Annotated in this window: 14 protein-coding genes and 1 riboswitch; of the genes, 3 read left to right on the plus strand and 11 right to left on the minus strand. The window is 67.4% G+C overall.

Features of this window, described 5'->3' with window-relative positions; all coding sequences use genetic code 11:
• Positions 1-3: 3 nt before the first annotated feature.
• The 8 genes from rpsS to metE all read right to left on the minus strand — a co-directional run bounded on the left by rpsS (position 4) and on the right by metE (position 6,538).
• Positions 4-282: a 30S ribosomal protein S19 gene (gene rpsS / locus SH203_RS02800; RefSeq protein WP_017506055.1), complete on the minus strand. Its 279-nt coding sequence runs from the start codon at positions 280-282 to the stop codon at positions 4-6.
• Positions 283-284: 2 nt separating this feature from the next.
• The gene (gene rplB / locus SH203_RS02805) at positions 285-1,121 is read right to left on the minus strand and encodes a 50S ribosomal protein L2 (RefSeq protein ID WP_087119317.1); all 837 of its coding nucleotides are present in this window, start codon (positions 1,119-1,121) and stop codon (positions 285-287) included.
• Between the two features lie 4 nt (positions 1,122-1,125).
• Positions 1,126-1,428, minus strand: a complete 303-nt coding sequence (locus SH203_RS02810; RefSeq protein WP_087119318.1) for a 50S ribosomal protein L23 — start codon at positions 1,426-1,428, stop codon at positions 1,126-1,128.
• Positions 1,428-2,066, minus strand: coding sequence for a 50S ribosomal protein L4 (gene rplD / locus SH203_RS02815; RefSeq protein ID WP_087119319.1), 639 nt, complete (start codon positions 2,064-2,066; stop codon positions 1,428-1,430). The genes SH203_RS02810 and rplD overlap by 1 nt, the downstream gene beginning before the upstream one ends.
• The gene (gene rplC, locus SH203_RS02820; protein WP_087119320.1) at positions 2,066-2,815 is read right to left on the minus strand and encodes a 50S ribosomal protein L3; all 750 of its coding nucleotides are present in this window, start codon (positions 2,813-2,815) and stop codon (positions 2,066-2,068) included. Before rplC ends, rplD begins: the two co-directional genes overlap by 1 nt.
• 21 nt (positions 2,816-2,836) lie before the next feature.
• Positions 2,837-3,142: a 30S ribosomal protein S10 gene (gene rpsJ, locus SH203_RS02825; protein ID WP_003164367.1), complete on the minus strand. Its 306-nt coding sequence runs from the start codon at positions 3,140-3,142 to the stop codon at positions 2,837-2,839.
• A gap of 295 nt (positions 3,143-3,437) precedes the next feature.
• On the minus strand, positions 3,438-4,202 hold the full coding sequence (locus tag SH203_RS02830; protein WP_234989354.1) for an acyl-CoA thioesterase: 765 nt from the start codon (positions 4,200-4,202) through the stop codon (positions 3,438-3,440).
• The gene (metE, locus tag SH203_RS02835) at positions 4,199-6,538 is read right to left on the minus strand and encodes a 5-methyltetrahydropteroyltriglutamate--homocysteine S-methyltransferase (protein WP_087119321.1); all 2,340 of its coding nucleotides are present in this window, start codon (positions 6,536-6,538) and stop codon (positions 4,199-4,201) included. Before metE ends, SH203_RS02830 begins: the two co-directional genes overlap by 4 nt.
• A gap of 109 nt (positions 6,539-6,647) precedes the next feature.
• A riboswitch (cobalamin riboswitch) is annotated at positions 6,648-6,852 on the minus strand.
• 251 nt (positions 6,853-7,103) lie between these two features.
• Here metE and SH203_RS02840 point away from each other — a divergent pair.
• On the plus strand, positions 7,104-7,853 hold the full coding sequence (locus SH203_RS02840) for an outer membrane beta-barrel protein (RefSeq protein WP_087119322.1): 750 nt from the start codon (positions 7,104-7,106) through the stop codon (positions 7,851-7,853).
• Between the two features lie 137 nt (positions 7,854-7,990).
• On the opposite strand, the gene SH203_RS02845 is transcribed toward SH203_RS02840, so the two are convergent.
• The 3 genes from SH203_RS02845 to SH203_RS02855 form a co-directional block, all read right to left on the minus strand.
• Positions 7,991-8,884 (minus strand): GIN domain-containing protein, encoded by an 894-nt coding sequence (locus tag SH203_RS02845; RefSeq protein WP_087119323.1) that lies wholly within the window; start codon positions 8,882-8,884, stop codon positions 7,991-7,993.
• 84 nt (positions 8,885-8,968) lie between these two features.
• Positions 8,969-9,883, minus strand: coding sequence for a transcriptional regulator (locus SH203_RS02850; RefSeq protein ID WP_087119324.1), 915 nt, complete (start codon positions 9,881-9,883; stop codon positions 8,969-8,971).
• A gap of 13 nt (positions 9,884-9,896) precedes the next feature.
• Positions 9,897-11,057, minus strand: a complete 1,161-nt coding sequence (locus SH203_RS02855; protein WP_087119325.1) for a GNAT family N-acetyltransferase — start codon at positions 11,055-11,057, stop codon at positions 9,897-9,899.
• A gap of 150 nt (positions 11,058-11,207) precedes the next feature.
• On the opposite strand from SH203_RS02855, the gene SH203_RS15605 reads away from it, so the two are divergent.
• Together SH203_RS15605 and SH203_RS02860 are read left to right on the plus strand one after the other, a co-directional pair.
• The gene (locus SH203_RS15605; RefSeq protein WP_200808770.1) at positions 11,208-11,369 is read left to right on the plus strand and encodes a hypothetical protein; all 162 of its coding nucleotides are present in this window, start codon (positions 11,208-11,210) and stop codon (positions 11,367-11,369) included.
• Between the two features lie 37 nt (positions 11,370-11,406).
• Positions 11,407-12,444, plus strand: coding sequence for a L,D-transpeptidase family protein (locus tag SH203_RS02860; protein WP_087119326.1), 1,038 nt, complete (start codon positions 11,407-11,409; stop codon positions 12,442-12,444).
• Positions 12,445-12,484 lie beyond the last annotated feature (40 nt).

Raw genomic sequence — 12,484 nt, forward strand, 5'->3', positions numbered from 1 at the left:
CGGTTACTTCCTCTTGGCCTTCTTGTCCGCCGCGTGGCCCGGGAAGTTCCGGGTCGGGGCGAACTCGCCGAGCTTCATGCCGACCATCTCTTCCGAGACCGACACGGGCACGTGCTTCTGACCGTTATGGACGCCGAACGTCAGACCGACGAACTGCGGCAGGATGGTGGAGCGGCGCGACCAGGTCTTGATCACGTCCTTGCGGCCCGACGATTGAACGGCGTCGGCCTTCTTGAGCAGATACCCGTCGACAAACGGGCCTTTCCAGGAGGAGCGGGCCATTCTTAGCGAGCCTTCTTAACGTGGCGGGTACGGATGATGTACTTGTCCGTAGCCTTGTTCTTACGGGTACGGGTGCCCTTGGTGTCCTTACCCCACGGCGTGACGGGGGTGCGACCACCAGAGGTCCGGCCTTCACCACCACCATGCGGGTGGTCGATCGGGTTCATGGCGACGCCGCGGACGTGCGGACGCCAGCCCATGTGACGCTTGCGACCCGCCTTGCCCAGGTTCTGGTTCATGTGGTCGGGGTTCGAAACCGCGCCCACCGTGGCGATGCAGCCGTCCAGGACCATGCGCAGCTCGCCCGAGCCGAGACGGATCTGGGCGTAGCCCTGATCGCGACCCACCAGCTGGGCGTAGGCGCCGGCCGAACGGGCCAGCTGGGCGCCCTTGCCCGGCTTCATTTCGATGTTGTGGATGATCGTACCCACCGGCATCGAACGGAGCGGCATGGCGTTGCCCGGCTTCACGTCGGTCTTTTCGCCCGCCACGATCGTGTCGCCCGCCTTAAGGCGTTGCGGCGCGATGATGTAGGTCTTCTCGCCGTCCTCGTAGGTCACGAGGGCGATGAAGGCCGTGCGGTTCGGGTCGTATTCCAGACGCTCGACCGTGCCGACCATGTCCCACTTGCGACGCTTGAAGTCGATCTTGCGGTACAGGGTCTTGGCGCCGCCGCCGCGGAAGCGGACCGCGATGCGACCGCCCTGCCCGCGTCCGCCCGACTTGGTCAGGCCTTCGGTCAGCGACTTTTCCGGACGGCCCTTGTGGAGTTCCGAACGGTCGACCAGCACGAGGGCGCGACGGCCCGGCGAAGTCGGATTGTAGGTTTTCAAGGCCATCTGATCAGAGCCCCGTGGTCACGTCGATCGACTGGCCTTCGGCCAGCGTCACGATAGCTTTTTTGATGTCGACGCGACGACCCAGGATGCCCCGGAAGCGCTTGGTCTTGCCCTTTTGAACCAGGGTGTTGACCTTGACGACGTTGACTTTGAACAGGCTTTCGACCGCCGCGGCGATCTCGTCCTTGGAGGCCGTGTCCGCGACGCGGAAGACGACCTTGTTCTGCTCCGACAGGATCGTGGCCTTTTCGGTGATCACCGGGGCCAGGATGGTGTCGTAGTGCTTGGCGGTAGGTTGAGCGGCCATTACGCGGCTTCCTTATCGCTGAAGCGGGCTTCGATCGCCTCGATGGCGGCCTTGGTCAGCACCAGCTTGTCCGCGCGCAGGATGTCATAGACGTTCAGGCCGGCGTTCGGCAGCACGTCGATGTGCGGGATGTTGCGTGCGGCCAGGCCGAAGTTCGTGTCGACTTCCGGGCCCGCGATGATGAGCGCCTTGGTCCAGCCCAGCTTGCCGAACGTCTCGCGCAGGGCGGACGTCTTGGCTTCCTTGACCGAGACGGTGTCGACGACGATCAGGTCGCCGGACTTTGCCTTGGACGACAGGGCGTGACGCAGGGCGAGCGCGCGGATCTTCTTCGGCAGCGAGAAGCCGTGGTCGCGAACGACCGGACCGAAGGCGCGCGAGCCGCCGACGAACTGCGGCGCACGGCGCGAACCGTGACGAGCGCCGCCGGTGCCCTTCTGCTTGTACATCTTCTTGCCCGTGCGAGAGTTCTCGTTACGGGTCTGAACCTTGTGCGTGCCGGCGCGGCGCTTGGCCAGTTGCCAGTTGACGGTGCGGGCGAGGATGTCGCCGCGGATGTCGGAAATGCCGAAGACGGCGTCCGACAGCTCCACGTCGCCGGCAGCCTTGCCGTCGAGTTGGATGACAGAGAGTTTCATTACGCTTCACCGCCTTCGGTCGCTTCGACGGGGGCTTCTTCAGCCGGGGTCGAGGCGGGTTGAGCAGCAGACTTGCTCGACTTCAGCGCGCCGGGGAACGGAGCGTCGGCCGGGCGAGCCTTCTTGATGGCGTCGCGAACCTTGACGTAGCTGCCGTCGTGACCCGGGACAGCGCCCTTGATCAGGATCAGGCCACGCTCGGCGTCCACGCGGACGACGGTCAGGTTCTGGGTGGTGACGGTTTCGGTGCCGTAGTGGCCGGCCATCTTCTTGCCGGGGAACGTGCGACCCGGGTCCTGACGGTTACCCGTCGAACCGTGCGAACGGTGCGAGACCGAGACGCCGTGGGTGGCGCGAAGGCCGCCGAAGTTCCAGCGCTTCATGGCGCCGGCGAAACCCTTACCGATGGTCTCGCCCTGGATGTCCACCTTCTGGCCGACTAGGAAGTGTTCGGCCGACAGTTCGGCGCCCACGTCCAGCAGACCGTCCGCATCGACGCGGAACTCGGTGACATAGGCCTTGGGCTCGACTTCCGCCTTGGCGAAGGTCTCGCGTTGAGCCTTGTTGGTGTTCTTGGCCTTCTTCGTGCCAGCGCCCAGCTGGAGAGCGACGTAACCGTCACGCTCCTGGGTACGTTGGCCGACGACCTGGCAGCCGTCGAGCTGCAGCACAGTGACCGGAACGTGCGCGCCGTCTTCGGCGAACACGCGGGTCATGCCCAGCTTCTTGGCGATCACGCCCGTGCGCATCGGATCCCGCCTCTTTCTACTTTAAATCTTGATCTCGACGTCCACGCCGGCGGACAGGTCGAGCTTCATGAGCGCGTCCACGGTCTGCGGGGTGGGGTCGACGATGTCGAGCACGCGCTTGTGCGTGCGGATTTCAAACTGCTCACGCGACTTCTTATCGACGTGCGGAGAGCGGTTCACGGTGAACTTTTCGATCAGGGTCGGCAGCGGAATCGGACCGCGAACGGTCGCGCCGGTGCGCTTGGCTGTATTGACGATCTCGCGCGTCGAGAAATCGAGGACGCGATGATCAAAGGCCTTGAGCCTGATGCGGATGCTTTGATCCATATCGGTGCTTACTTCCAATGCGGTCGGAGGACCGCGTCCCTGTGAACCATTTCAAAGACCGAAGGCCTTCGGGCGCTAGGCCCTCAGGATACGCAAATCCGCAAAAACGATCGGCCCACGCAGTACCCCGCGAAGGCCGTTGAAGTCCCAAGAAGCTGCAAAGAACAGTGACTTAGGTCGTTCTTGCGAACCGCGTCTGCAGCGAACTGCACAGCCGGTCCAACAAGAGTGGTGGCTTATGCCTACCGATTCCGTTTTCGTCAAGCGGCGAAACCAAGGCGGAGACAGGATTTCGTCAGCCTGTCTCCAGCGCCCGATCCCACCCCGAAATCGGCGTCGCCCGGCCGGTTTCATCGACCGCCACCATGACGAACTCGGCGGCCGCCGAACGGCGTCGGTCGCCGGTCAGCAGGCTTTCAGCCCATAGCTCGACCTCCACCGTAACCGAGGACCGGCCCACCCTTGTCGCGCGCGAGGCCAGTTCGATCAGGTCGCCCTCGTGGATGGGGGCGGAGAAGTCGATCCGGCCGGAAGCCGCCATCACCATGACCGCCCGGGCCCGTCGCGTGGCGCAGACGAAGGCCGCCTTGGCCATCAGCTTCAGCGCGTCGCCGCCATACAGGGTGCCATAGTGGTTGGTCCAGGTCGGGAACACCGTCTCCACCGCCCGCAGCCAGCCGTCGTCGGTCGCATCGACGGCCGGAACGGGCGCAAGGGCGCCCTGCCCCTCGGTCTTCGGCGTCACCATGTTGAAGACGCCCTGCGTACACAGCCGCCGCTCGCCGCTGACCGGCGCCTCGGCCCACAGCTGGACCTCGACGCCCATCGAGGTGCGCCCGACACGGACCACCCGCCCGGTCGCCTCGACCATCTCCCCGATCCGGGCGGGGGCGGCGAAGTCGATCCGCTCGCACCCGGCCGTCACGATGGGCCGCCGCGCATGACGCGCAGCGGCCAGGAAGGCGACCTTGTCCAAGTGCGCCAGACCGACGCCCCCGAACAATGTGCCGTGGTGGTTGGCGTCCCCGGGGAACACCATGTCGATCAGGGTGACGCTCATGCCGAGACGACGACCTGCCGCGCGACCTTGGCCGCCGACACCATATTGAGCAGGGCGGCCTCCGTCTCGGGCCAGCCGCGCGTCTTCAGCCCGCAGTCCGGGTTCACCCACAGCCGATCCGCCGGCAGCTTGCCCGCCGCCGCCGTCAGCAGGGCCGACATCTCCTCGACCGAGGGAACGCGCGGCGAGTGGATGTCATAGACGCCCGGCCCGATCTCGGCCGGATAGCGATAGTCCGAAAACGCATCCAGCAGCTCCATCTGCGAGCGCGACGTCTCGATGGAGATCACGTCCGCATCCATCGCGCCGATGGACTGGATGATGTCGTTGAACTCGGAATAGCACATATGGGTATGAATCTGGGTCTCGTCCTTCACCCCCGAGGCGCTGATGCGGAAGCATTCCACCGCCCAGTCCAGATAGGCCGCCCAATCCGCGCGCCGCAGCGGCAGCCCCTCGCGCAGCGCCGCCTCGTCGATCTGGATCACCACCGCCCCGGCCGTCTCAAGGTCCGTCACCTCGTCGCGAATGGCGAACGCGATCTGGCGGCAGGTGGCGCCGCGCGGCTGGTCGTCGCGCACGAAGGACCAGTTCAATATGGTCACGGGCCCGGTCAGCATCCCCTTCATCGGGCGATCCGTCAGCGACTGGGCGTAACGCCACCACTCCACCGTCATCGCCTTCGGCCGCGACACGTCGCCATAGATGATCGGCGGCCGCACGCAGCGCGAGCCATAGGACTGCACCCACGCCGCCTTGGTGAAGACGAAGCCCGACAGCTGTTCGCCGAAATACTGGACCATGTCGTTGCGCTCGAACTCGCCGTGGACCAGCACGTCCAGACCCAGGTCTTCCTGCCACTTCACCGTCCGCGCCGTCTCTTCACGCAGGAAGGCGGCGTAGGCGGCGTCGTCGATCAGCCGCCTGCCGTGGTCGGCGCGGGCCTTTCGCACCTCGGCCGTCTGGGGGAACGAGCCGATGGTCGTGGTCGGATAGGCCGGCAGCCCCAGTCGACGCTGCTGCACCGGACGGCGGATCTCAAAGCTGGAGGCGCGTCGGGCCAGGGCCGGATCGGCCTGCGCCGCCCGCGCCTGAACCTTCGGGTCGTTGATGCGCGGCGAGGTGCGACGCGACGCGACCGAGGCGGTCGAGGCGTCCAGTTCGGCCTTCACCGCCGCCCGGCCTTCATTCAGCGCGCGTGCGAGGGTGGCCAGTTCGGCGACCTTCTGCACCGCAAAGGCCAGCCAGTCCCTGATCTCGGCGTCCAGCCCCGTCTCCCGCTCCAGATCGATCGGCGTGTGCAGCAGGGAGCAGGACGGCGCCACGATCACCCGACGCCCGGCGGCGACCAGCGGCTCCACCCGGTCCAGCACCGCGTTCAGATCGGCCTTCCACACATTGCGCCCGTCGATGACGCCCAGAGACAGCACCTGATCCGGCCGCGTCCGCGACGCCACCTCGGCCAGCTGCTCCGGCGCCCGCACCAGATCCAGATGCAGCCCGTGGACCGGCAGCTTCAACGCCGTCTCCACATTGTCGCCCAGCGCTCCGAAATAGGTCGTCAGCATCACCTTGATCGGCGGCGTCACGTCGGTCAGCACTCGATAGGTGTGATCGAAGGCGGCCCGCGCCTCTGCAGTCAGGTCCGTGACCAGGCAGGGCTCGTCCAGCTGAACCCAGGTCGCCCCCGCCCGCGCCAGCGACCTCAGCACCTCGGCATAGACCGGCAACAGGCGCGGCAGCAGGCTCAGCACGTCGAACGCCTCGCCCCGCGTCTTGCCCAGCAGCAGATAGGACACCGGACCCAGCAGGACGGGCCGCGTCTCGATCCCCTGCGCCCTGGCCTCCAGATATTCGTCCAGCGCCTTTGTCGACCCCAGGCGGAACGTCTGGTCGGCCGTGAACTCGGGCGCGAGATAGTGGTAGTTGGTGTCGAACCATTTGGTCATCTCCATCGCCGGGACGCCCTCGCCCGCCCCGTGGACATGACCGTGTTCGCAGACCTGGCTCTCGCCGCGCGAGCCGCGCGCCATGGCGAAATAGGTCGCCAGATCGACCCGCTCGCCCTTCCAGCCATAGGCGGCGGGCACGGCCCCCACCATCGCCGTCAGGTCCAGCACCTGATCATAAAGAGAGAAATCGTTGGACGGCGCGATGTCGGCGCCCAGGTCGCGCTGTCGCGCCCAGGTCAGGGCGCGCAGTTCGGCGGCGGTGGACAGCAGGGCCTCGGCGTCGATCTTTCCGGCCCAATAGGCCTCCAGCGCGGTCTTCAGTTCGCGCTTGGGGCCGATGCGGGGAAAGCCGAGGGTGGCGACCTGGACGGGATGACGGATCATGGCGTTCGAAACCTGTGTTGTGGCCAGGCTTCGGACAGGGTCGCGCGAGCGTCGTCGCGGACGAGAATGGTCCGGCGGCGCCAATGCGGCCTGACCGGACACCCCGCCGGAGGACGTTATCTGTCGGGGCAGGTCTCCTGGCTCACGGGTCACGGCTTCGGGTCCGGCCTTCCCGGCGCGAACGCCAGTGACACGAGATGGACCTTCGGCTCGCCGCTCACAGTTGCGGGGGCAGCGCCGGCGTCGCACCGGCTTCCCTCTTAGCTCCGTCCGATCCGAAGACCGGGCGCAGAACCACGACTCGGATATCAAATCCCACCCGAGTCGCCACGTCAATAGACATAAGGATATGCTTATATCTTTATATGATGGGCGAGCGTTAACCGCCTGCCCTCCCGCCTCCGCGATAGCGACACATTCTTGCCGCACTGCGTGACAGTCGCGCAACAGGACTACGACAGCGGCTCACCGAACAACGGTTTAATGCTGCGCTTCGTCCGTATGCTGATAGCAGGCGCCCCTCCCGGACCCCCATCCGGGCAAGGACTGCTAAGGACAAAACACAATGAAGACGATCCTCCTCGCCTCGGCCGCCGCCGCCACCCTGTTCGCCGCTCCGGCCTTCGCCCAGGACGCCATCGGTTCGGTCGGCGTGACCTATTCGAACCCGACGATCAAAGCCGCCGGCAACGACATCGACGGCGACATCTGGTCGGTCGACGGCACCGTCGCCCTGCCGGCCAAGGACTGGACCGTGACGCTGAACGGCGCGGTCGATCACACCAAGGCCTTCGGTGAAGAAGACACCTCGGGCAAGGCCGCCGCTCACCTGACCAAGATGTGGACGTCCGACGTTCGCGCCGGCGGCTTCGTCGCCGCCAACGGCATCGGCACCGGCGACACCCTCTGGACCGTGGGCGCCGAAGCTCAGAAGTATCTGGCCGGCTCGACCCTGACCGGCCTGGTCGCCTGGACCGACGCCGACGCCGGCGACATCTGGACCGTCGGCGGCGACGCCGCCTTCTACGTCATGCCGAACCTGCGCCTGAACGCGGGCGTCGCCTACAACAACATCCGCCCGAACGGCGGCAACAACGCCGACGCCTGGACCTATGGCGTGGGCGCCGAATACGAGTTCGAGAACACCCCGTTCTCGGTGGGCGCCTCCTACACCCGCGCCGACCTGGACGCGGCTGACGTCGACACCTGGTCGCTGGGCCTGCGCTACTCCTTCGGCGGCGACCTGCAAGCCCGCGATCGCGCCGGCGCCAACCTGGGCGTCGCGGCGATCACGAGCGTCCTGGGCATTCGCTAAGCCTTTCGGAGCGATCCGATAGAGACGAGCCCCGGCGGAGCGATCCGCCGGGGCTTTTTCATGGGTCATGCTCCACAAGAAAAGGCCCCCGGGGTTCCACGACCGGGGGCCTTGCCTTGCGGACGGAGAGGCGGACCTCAGCGTCCGATCTGCAGCGTGCCCGACCCGACCACGGTGCGCGACACCGCTCCGGTGGCGGAGGCGACGCGGACATTGCCCGATCCGGCGATGGCCACGCTCAGGTCGCGGGTCGCACCGCCATAGCGCACGTCGCCCGACCCGCCGATGGCCACCGTCAGCTTGTCCATCCGCCCCTGGCGCACATTGACGCCCCCCGAGCCGCCGATGGACAGATCGCCCTCGCCGCCTGCGCTGGCCACCTCGACATTGCCCGATCCGCCCACGGCCGCCTTCAGATTTCCCGTGGGGCCGGCGTAGATGCTGCCCGACCCGCCCACATTGGCCTCCAGCGCGCGCGAAGATCCCGCCCGGATCGAGCCGGAGCCGCCGACTCCCAGCGACACGCGGCCGTCGACATTGGCCACGTTCCACGCCCCGCAGCCGCCGCTGTTCAGTTCGACGGAGCGTGCGCCGCGTCCGACCGAGCCGAACACCGCCCCACCCGCGCTGACATCCACGTCGCGCGGCGTGCGGATCACGATCATCGGCGCGTCTTCCATGCGCAGCCGGCCGATGTCGCCGACCTCGACGGTCGCGCCCCGGCCGGGATGGGCGGGATCGGCCTGACTGGCGTTGCAGCCGCGAATACGGTTTCCGCCATTGGCCCAGAAGGCGCCGTTGCGGCCCAGTCCGCCGTCGATGCGGACGTCGCGCCCCACGCGGCGCACCTGAACGGCCGGCAGGCGCGAACCGCCTTGCGTGACCTCGACCCCCACGTCCTGACGATCCTCGACGATCACGACGACCCGCGCCACGGCGTTGCGGATCTGGACCTCTGCGGCCGATGCGGGCGCGGCGGCCATGCCCGTTAGGGCGGCGGCTGTGGCGGCGGCGATCAATGCGGTCTTCATTCGGCTGTTCCCTTCCGGTCTGTTGAGGGAAAGGTGCGCGCCGCGCGCCGCGAAGTCATTTTAACTTCAGGTCATGAACGCGAATTAACCCGCGGGCCTCAGCATCCCGGCGCCGTCGGCCGCCCCGACCTCCGGCTCGAAGTCACGCTCGAAATGGGCGATGCGGCTTTTCATCGCCCCGGCCTTCTTCAGCGCCAGAGACGCGGCCCAGCGCGCGGCCAGTTCCGGCGTCGCCATGCCGTCCGTCTGGCGCGGCCGCCCGCCCCGGCTGCGGATCACCGCATTGGTGAACAGCGCCCCGTTCCTGAACCGCGACGGCCAGGTCTGGAAATCCATCGACAGGCTGACGCAGAACCGATCCAGATTCTCCACCCGATGCGGCGCATACAGCGGCCAGGTCAGCGCCCGTCCCGGCTCCAGATCCATGACCTGGGCGTCGTCCTCGAACGCCAGGGTATAGGGCAGTTCCTCGGTCGTCTGGCGCGTGACGACCTGTTCCATGTTGCGCTCGGCCAGGTGCCGCTCGTCGCCCGGATAAACGAACAGCCGCTTGCGCCCGCGCAGGTGGAACAGCACCACCCCCGCCGCGTCGAAATGATAGGGCACCCGCGCCTTGGGCGACGACAGGATCAACTGCCCCGCGTTCCGCACCGCCCGCATCCCCGGATAAGTCGCCTGGATGGCCGCGAAGTCCGTCATCGCCGCCGCCCACAGCTCGGGCCAGCCGCGTTCGACCTGGCGCAGATTGACCCACAGCCGCCCCTGTTTGATCGCCTCCAGCAGCTCCTCGCCCGACAGCCGCCCGCGCGCGCCGGTGCGCAGGGACACCTGCCCCTCGTCGTCGTAGTCGTACAGGTTGATGTCGAACAGTTCGGCCGGATAGCGGTCCAGCACCGCCGCCAGGGCCGCATCCTCGGCGAAGCCTTGCTCAACCAGCGTATGCGGATGCTGCCTGGCCTCGGCGATCGGGCCGGGATAGCGGGTGCGGCGTTCGGTCATTGCGACGTCTCCTTCACGCATGGGCGACGCGCGCGGGCGTCTTCTTGCGGGCGGCCAGCTTGTGCGCCATGGCGCGGGCCGCCGCCGCCGTCCCCTTCAGCCGCCCGGCCGATGTGGGTTCGCACGCCTCGATGGTGGCCCAGCGACGACGCAGGGAGGTTCGCACCTTCTCGTCCTTGTCCCCCGCCTGCGCCAGGACGCCCGCGGCCATGTCGCCCAGCGCCTGGCTCAGGCCCGGCTTCAGCACTACGGCCTCGCGCACCGTCTGGCGGGCGTTGACGAAATACTTCTTGTAGGGCTCGCCCTCGAAACCGAAGTCGAACACGCGGAACCCCTCGGCCGAAGCCAGCCGCATCGTGTCCATGCTCAGCAGGATGCCCGGCGAACACCGCGCCAGCGAGGGCTCATAGACCGGGAACCAGAAATGGTAGCGCCGCCCGGCGTGCAGCGAGAACTCCACCGCCACCAGCTTGTCGCCCGCGTGCATCGCCGCCATCGAGGCGCCGAAGTCCGCGCGCGGATCGGCCATCAGCGCGTGCAGCAGATCGCGCGTCCAGCCACAGGCGAAGATGTCGTGCAGGCCCGACCGCCGATACTGGGCCGCCTTCAGGTCGATCAACTGATCCAGCAAAGCCGCGTCGCGCAGCCCGCGCTCGACCCGGACCGTGCCCAATTCGGTCTCCAGACTGCGACGCGCCCGTTCCTTGTCCTTGAAATATTTGCCGAAGGTCGTGCGCCGTTCGGCGTACCAGGCGTCATAGCCGTCCTCGGGCATGGCGGCCTGCACCGTCTGGCGCGTCTGGCCCGTCTCGCCCGCGCCGATCCAGCCCGGCACGTTCAAGCTCCGCGCCTTCAGCAGGCCCGCAACCTCCTCCAGCGAAATCGTCTCGCCGACCGGCGCGATCACGCCGTGATAGTCGTTCATCGGCGCGCCCAGCGGCTGCACCGCCCCGCCCCGCCGCTGGTGCGGGAAGAAGCCCACGATCCGGCCGTCGCGCCGGAACACCGCGATGGCCGCGCCGGGGCAGACGCGGCTGGCGATCTCGGCGTAATCCCAGCGAAAATAGGGGCTGGCCAGATCCGGGTTCTCGGCCGTCCACGCGCGCCACAGGGCGACGGCGGCGCTGTCCAGCGCTCCGGCCTCGACGATCTCGACCTGCAGTTTTCCGCTCATGCCATCCTCGTCGGACCCCGTGTCGCAGGGCCCATTCCAGTCTCAACCTTGCACGAACCGCGTTTCAGCACGGTTGACCGGCATGGTGAACAGACGTTGACGGAGCCGTCGCCCGCCCCGTGCGTTTCCCGATCTTCCAGGGAGACGATTATGACCGACAGCCGCCCAGACGACCGTAAAGTCGAAAACGAAAACCTCCGTCCGGACCAGCCCGGACAGCCGCCTCGCCCGGCCACCGAGCCCCAGGGCTCCAAAGGCTCGTCCAACTCTGGCGACACCGAAACCGATCCCGCCACAGGCAAGCCCAACTGATCGCGCCCCTCCCCGACCGCCTGCCGAAAGCCTTTCGATGATTCGTCCCGCCTGCCTCGCCGCCTTCGCCGTTCTGTCCCTGACCGCCGCCTGTTCGCCCAAGGAGGAAACCAAGGCCCCGACGGTCGAGGTCGGTCAAACCGGCCCCCTGTCGCGCGACGCCATCGAAAACGCCGCCTACGCTCAGCCGTCGCCGCAGAACGCAAACGCCCAAACTCAAACCCAGCCCCAGCCCGACCCCGCCCTGATCCGCGCCCAGGTTCTGCTGCAACGCGCGCGCTTCTCGCCGGGCGCCATCGACGGCCTCGCCGGCTCCAACATGCGCCAGGCCCTCTCCGCATTCCAGAAGGCGCAGGGCCTGCCCGTCAACGGCCAGTTGGACGCCGAGGTCATGGGCCGCCTGCGCGCCGCCGGTCAGGGCGCGATCACCACCACCTATAGGATCACGCAGCAGGACATCGCCGGGCCGTATCTGGGCACGGTCCCCACCGATCTGGCGGCTCAGGGCCGGGCCGAACATATGGGCTACGCCAATGTCGTGGAGGCTCTGGCCGAACGGTTCCACGTAACCGAGGGTCTGCTGCGCGCCATGAACCCCGGCGCCGACTTCAATCGCGCCGGTCAGGCCCTGCTGGTCCCCGCCGTCGACGCCTCGCCCCTGCCAGCCGATGTCGACCATATCGACGTCGACAAGTCCGAGGGTTCGGTTCGCGCCTTCGACGCCAGCGGCAAGCTGATCGCCTATTTCCCCGCCACCATCGGCAGCGGCGACAACCCCACCCCGAGCGGTACGGTCAAGGTCAACGGCGTGGCCCGCAATCCCGACTACACCTACGATCCGTCCAAGCTCAGCTACGGCGACGGCAAGGAGAAGGTGGTGGTCAAGCCCGGCCCCAACAATCCGGTCGGCGTCGTCTGGATCGACCTGAACAAGCCCAGTTACGGCATCCACGGCACGCCCGACCCGGAACTGGTCGGCAAGACCGCCTCGCACGGCTGCGTCCGCCTGACCAACTGGGACGCCTGGGCCTTGGCCGACAAGGTCAAGCCGGGCGTGACCGTGCGCTTCCTCTAGGTTCAATCGACATTCAGCTTGGGAATGTCATTCCGGGGCG

The sequence above is a fragment of the Brevundimonas sp. SH203 genome, assembly GCF_002157625.1.
Taxonomy (GTDB): domain Bacteria; phylum Pseudomonadota; class Alphaproteobacteria; order Caulobacterales; family Caulobacteraceae; genus Brevundimonas.

What these genes read in the sequence shown, in the direction of transcription:
- SH203_RS02840 (WP_087119322.1), top strand. Translation starts at nt 7,104, where the DNA reads ATGAAGACGATCCTCCTCGCCTCGGCCGCCGCCGCCACCCTGTTCGCC.
- SH203_RS02860 (WP_087119326.1), top strand. Translation starts at nt 11,407, where the DNA reads ATGATTCGTCCCGCCTGCCTCGCCGCCTTCGCCGTTCTGTCCCTGACC.
- SH203_RS02850 (WP_087119324.1), bottom strand. Translation starts at nt 9,883, where the DNA reads ATGACCGAACGCCGCACCCGCTATCCCGGCCCGATCGCCGAGGCCAGG.
- rpsS (WP_017506055.1), bottom strand. Translation starts at nt 282, where the DNA reads ATGGCCCGCTCCTCCTGGAAAGGCCCGTTTGTCGACGGGTATCTGCTC.
- SH203_RS02845 (WP_087119323.1), bottom strand. Translation starts at nt 8,884, where the DNA reads ATGAAGACCGCATTGATCGCCGCCGCCACAGCCGCCGCCCTAACGGGC.
- rplC (WP_087119320.1), bottom strand. Translation starts at nt 2,815, where the DNA reads ATGCGCACGGGCGTGATCGCCAAGAAGCTGGGCATGACCCGCGTGTTC.
- SH203_RS15605 (WP_200808770.1), top strand. Translation starts at nt 11,208, where the DNA reads ATGACCGACAGCCGCCCAGACGACCGTAAAGTCGAAAACGAAAACCTC.
- rplB (WP_087119317.1), bottom strand. Translation starts at nt 1,121, where the DNA reads ATGGCCTTGAAAACCTACAATCCGACTTCGCCGGGCCGTCGCGCCCTC.
- SH203_RS02830 (WP_234989354.1), bottom strand. Translation starts at nt 4,202, where the DNA reads ATGAGCGTCACCCTGATCGACATGGTGTTCCCCGGGGACGCCAACCAC.
- rpsJ (WP_003164367.1), bottom strand. Translation starts at nt 3,142, where the DNA reads ATGGATCAAAGCATCCGCATCAGGCTCAAGGCCTTTGATCATCGCGTC.
- SH203_RS02855 (WP_087119325.1), bottom strand. Translation starts at nt 11,057, where the DNA reads ATGAGCGGAAAACTGCAGGTCGAGATCGTCGAGGCCGGAGCGCTGGAC.
- rplD (WP_087119319.1), bottom strand. Translation starts at nt 2,066, where the DNA reads ATGAAACTCTCTGTCATCCAACTCGACGGCAAGGCTGCCGGCGACGTG.
- SH203_RS02810 (WP_087119318.1), bottom strand. Translation starts at nt 1,428, where the DNA reads ATGGCCGCTCAACCTACCGCCAAGCACTACGACACCATCCTGGCCCCG.
- metE (WP_087119321.1), bottom strand. Translation starts at nt 6,538, where the DNA reads ATGATCCGTCATCCCGTCCAGGTCGCCACCCTCGGCTTTCCCCGCATC.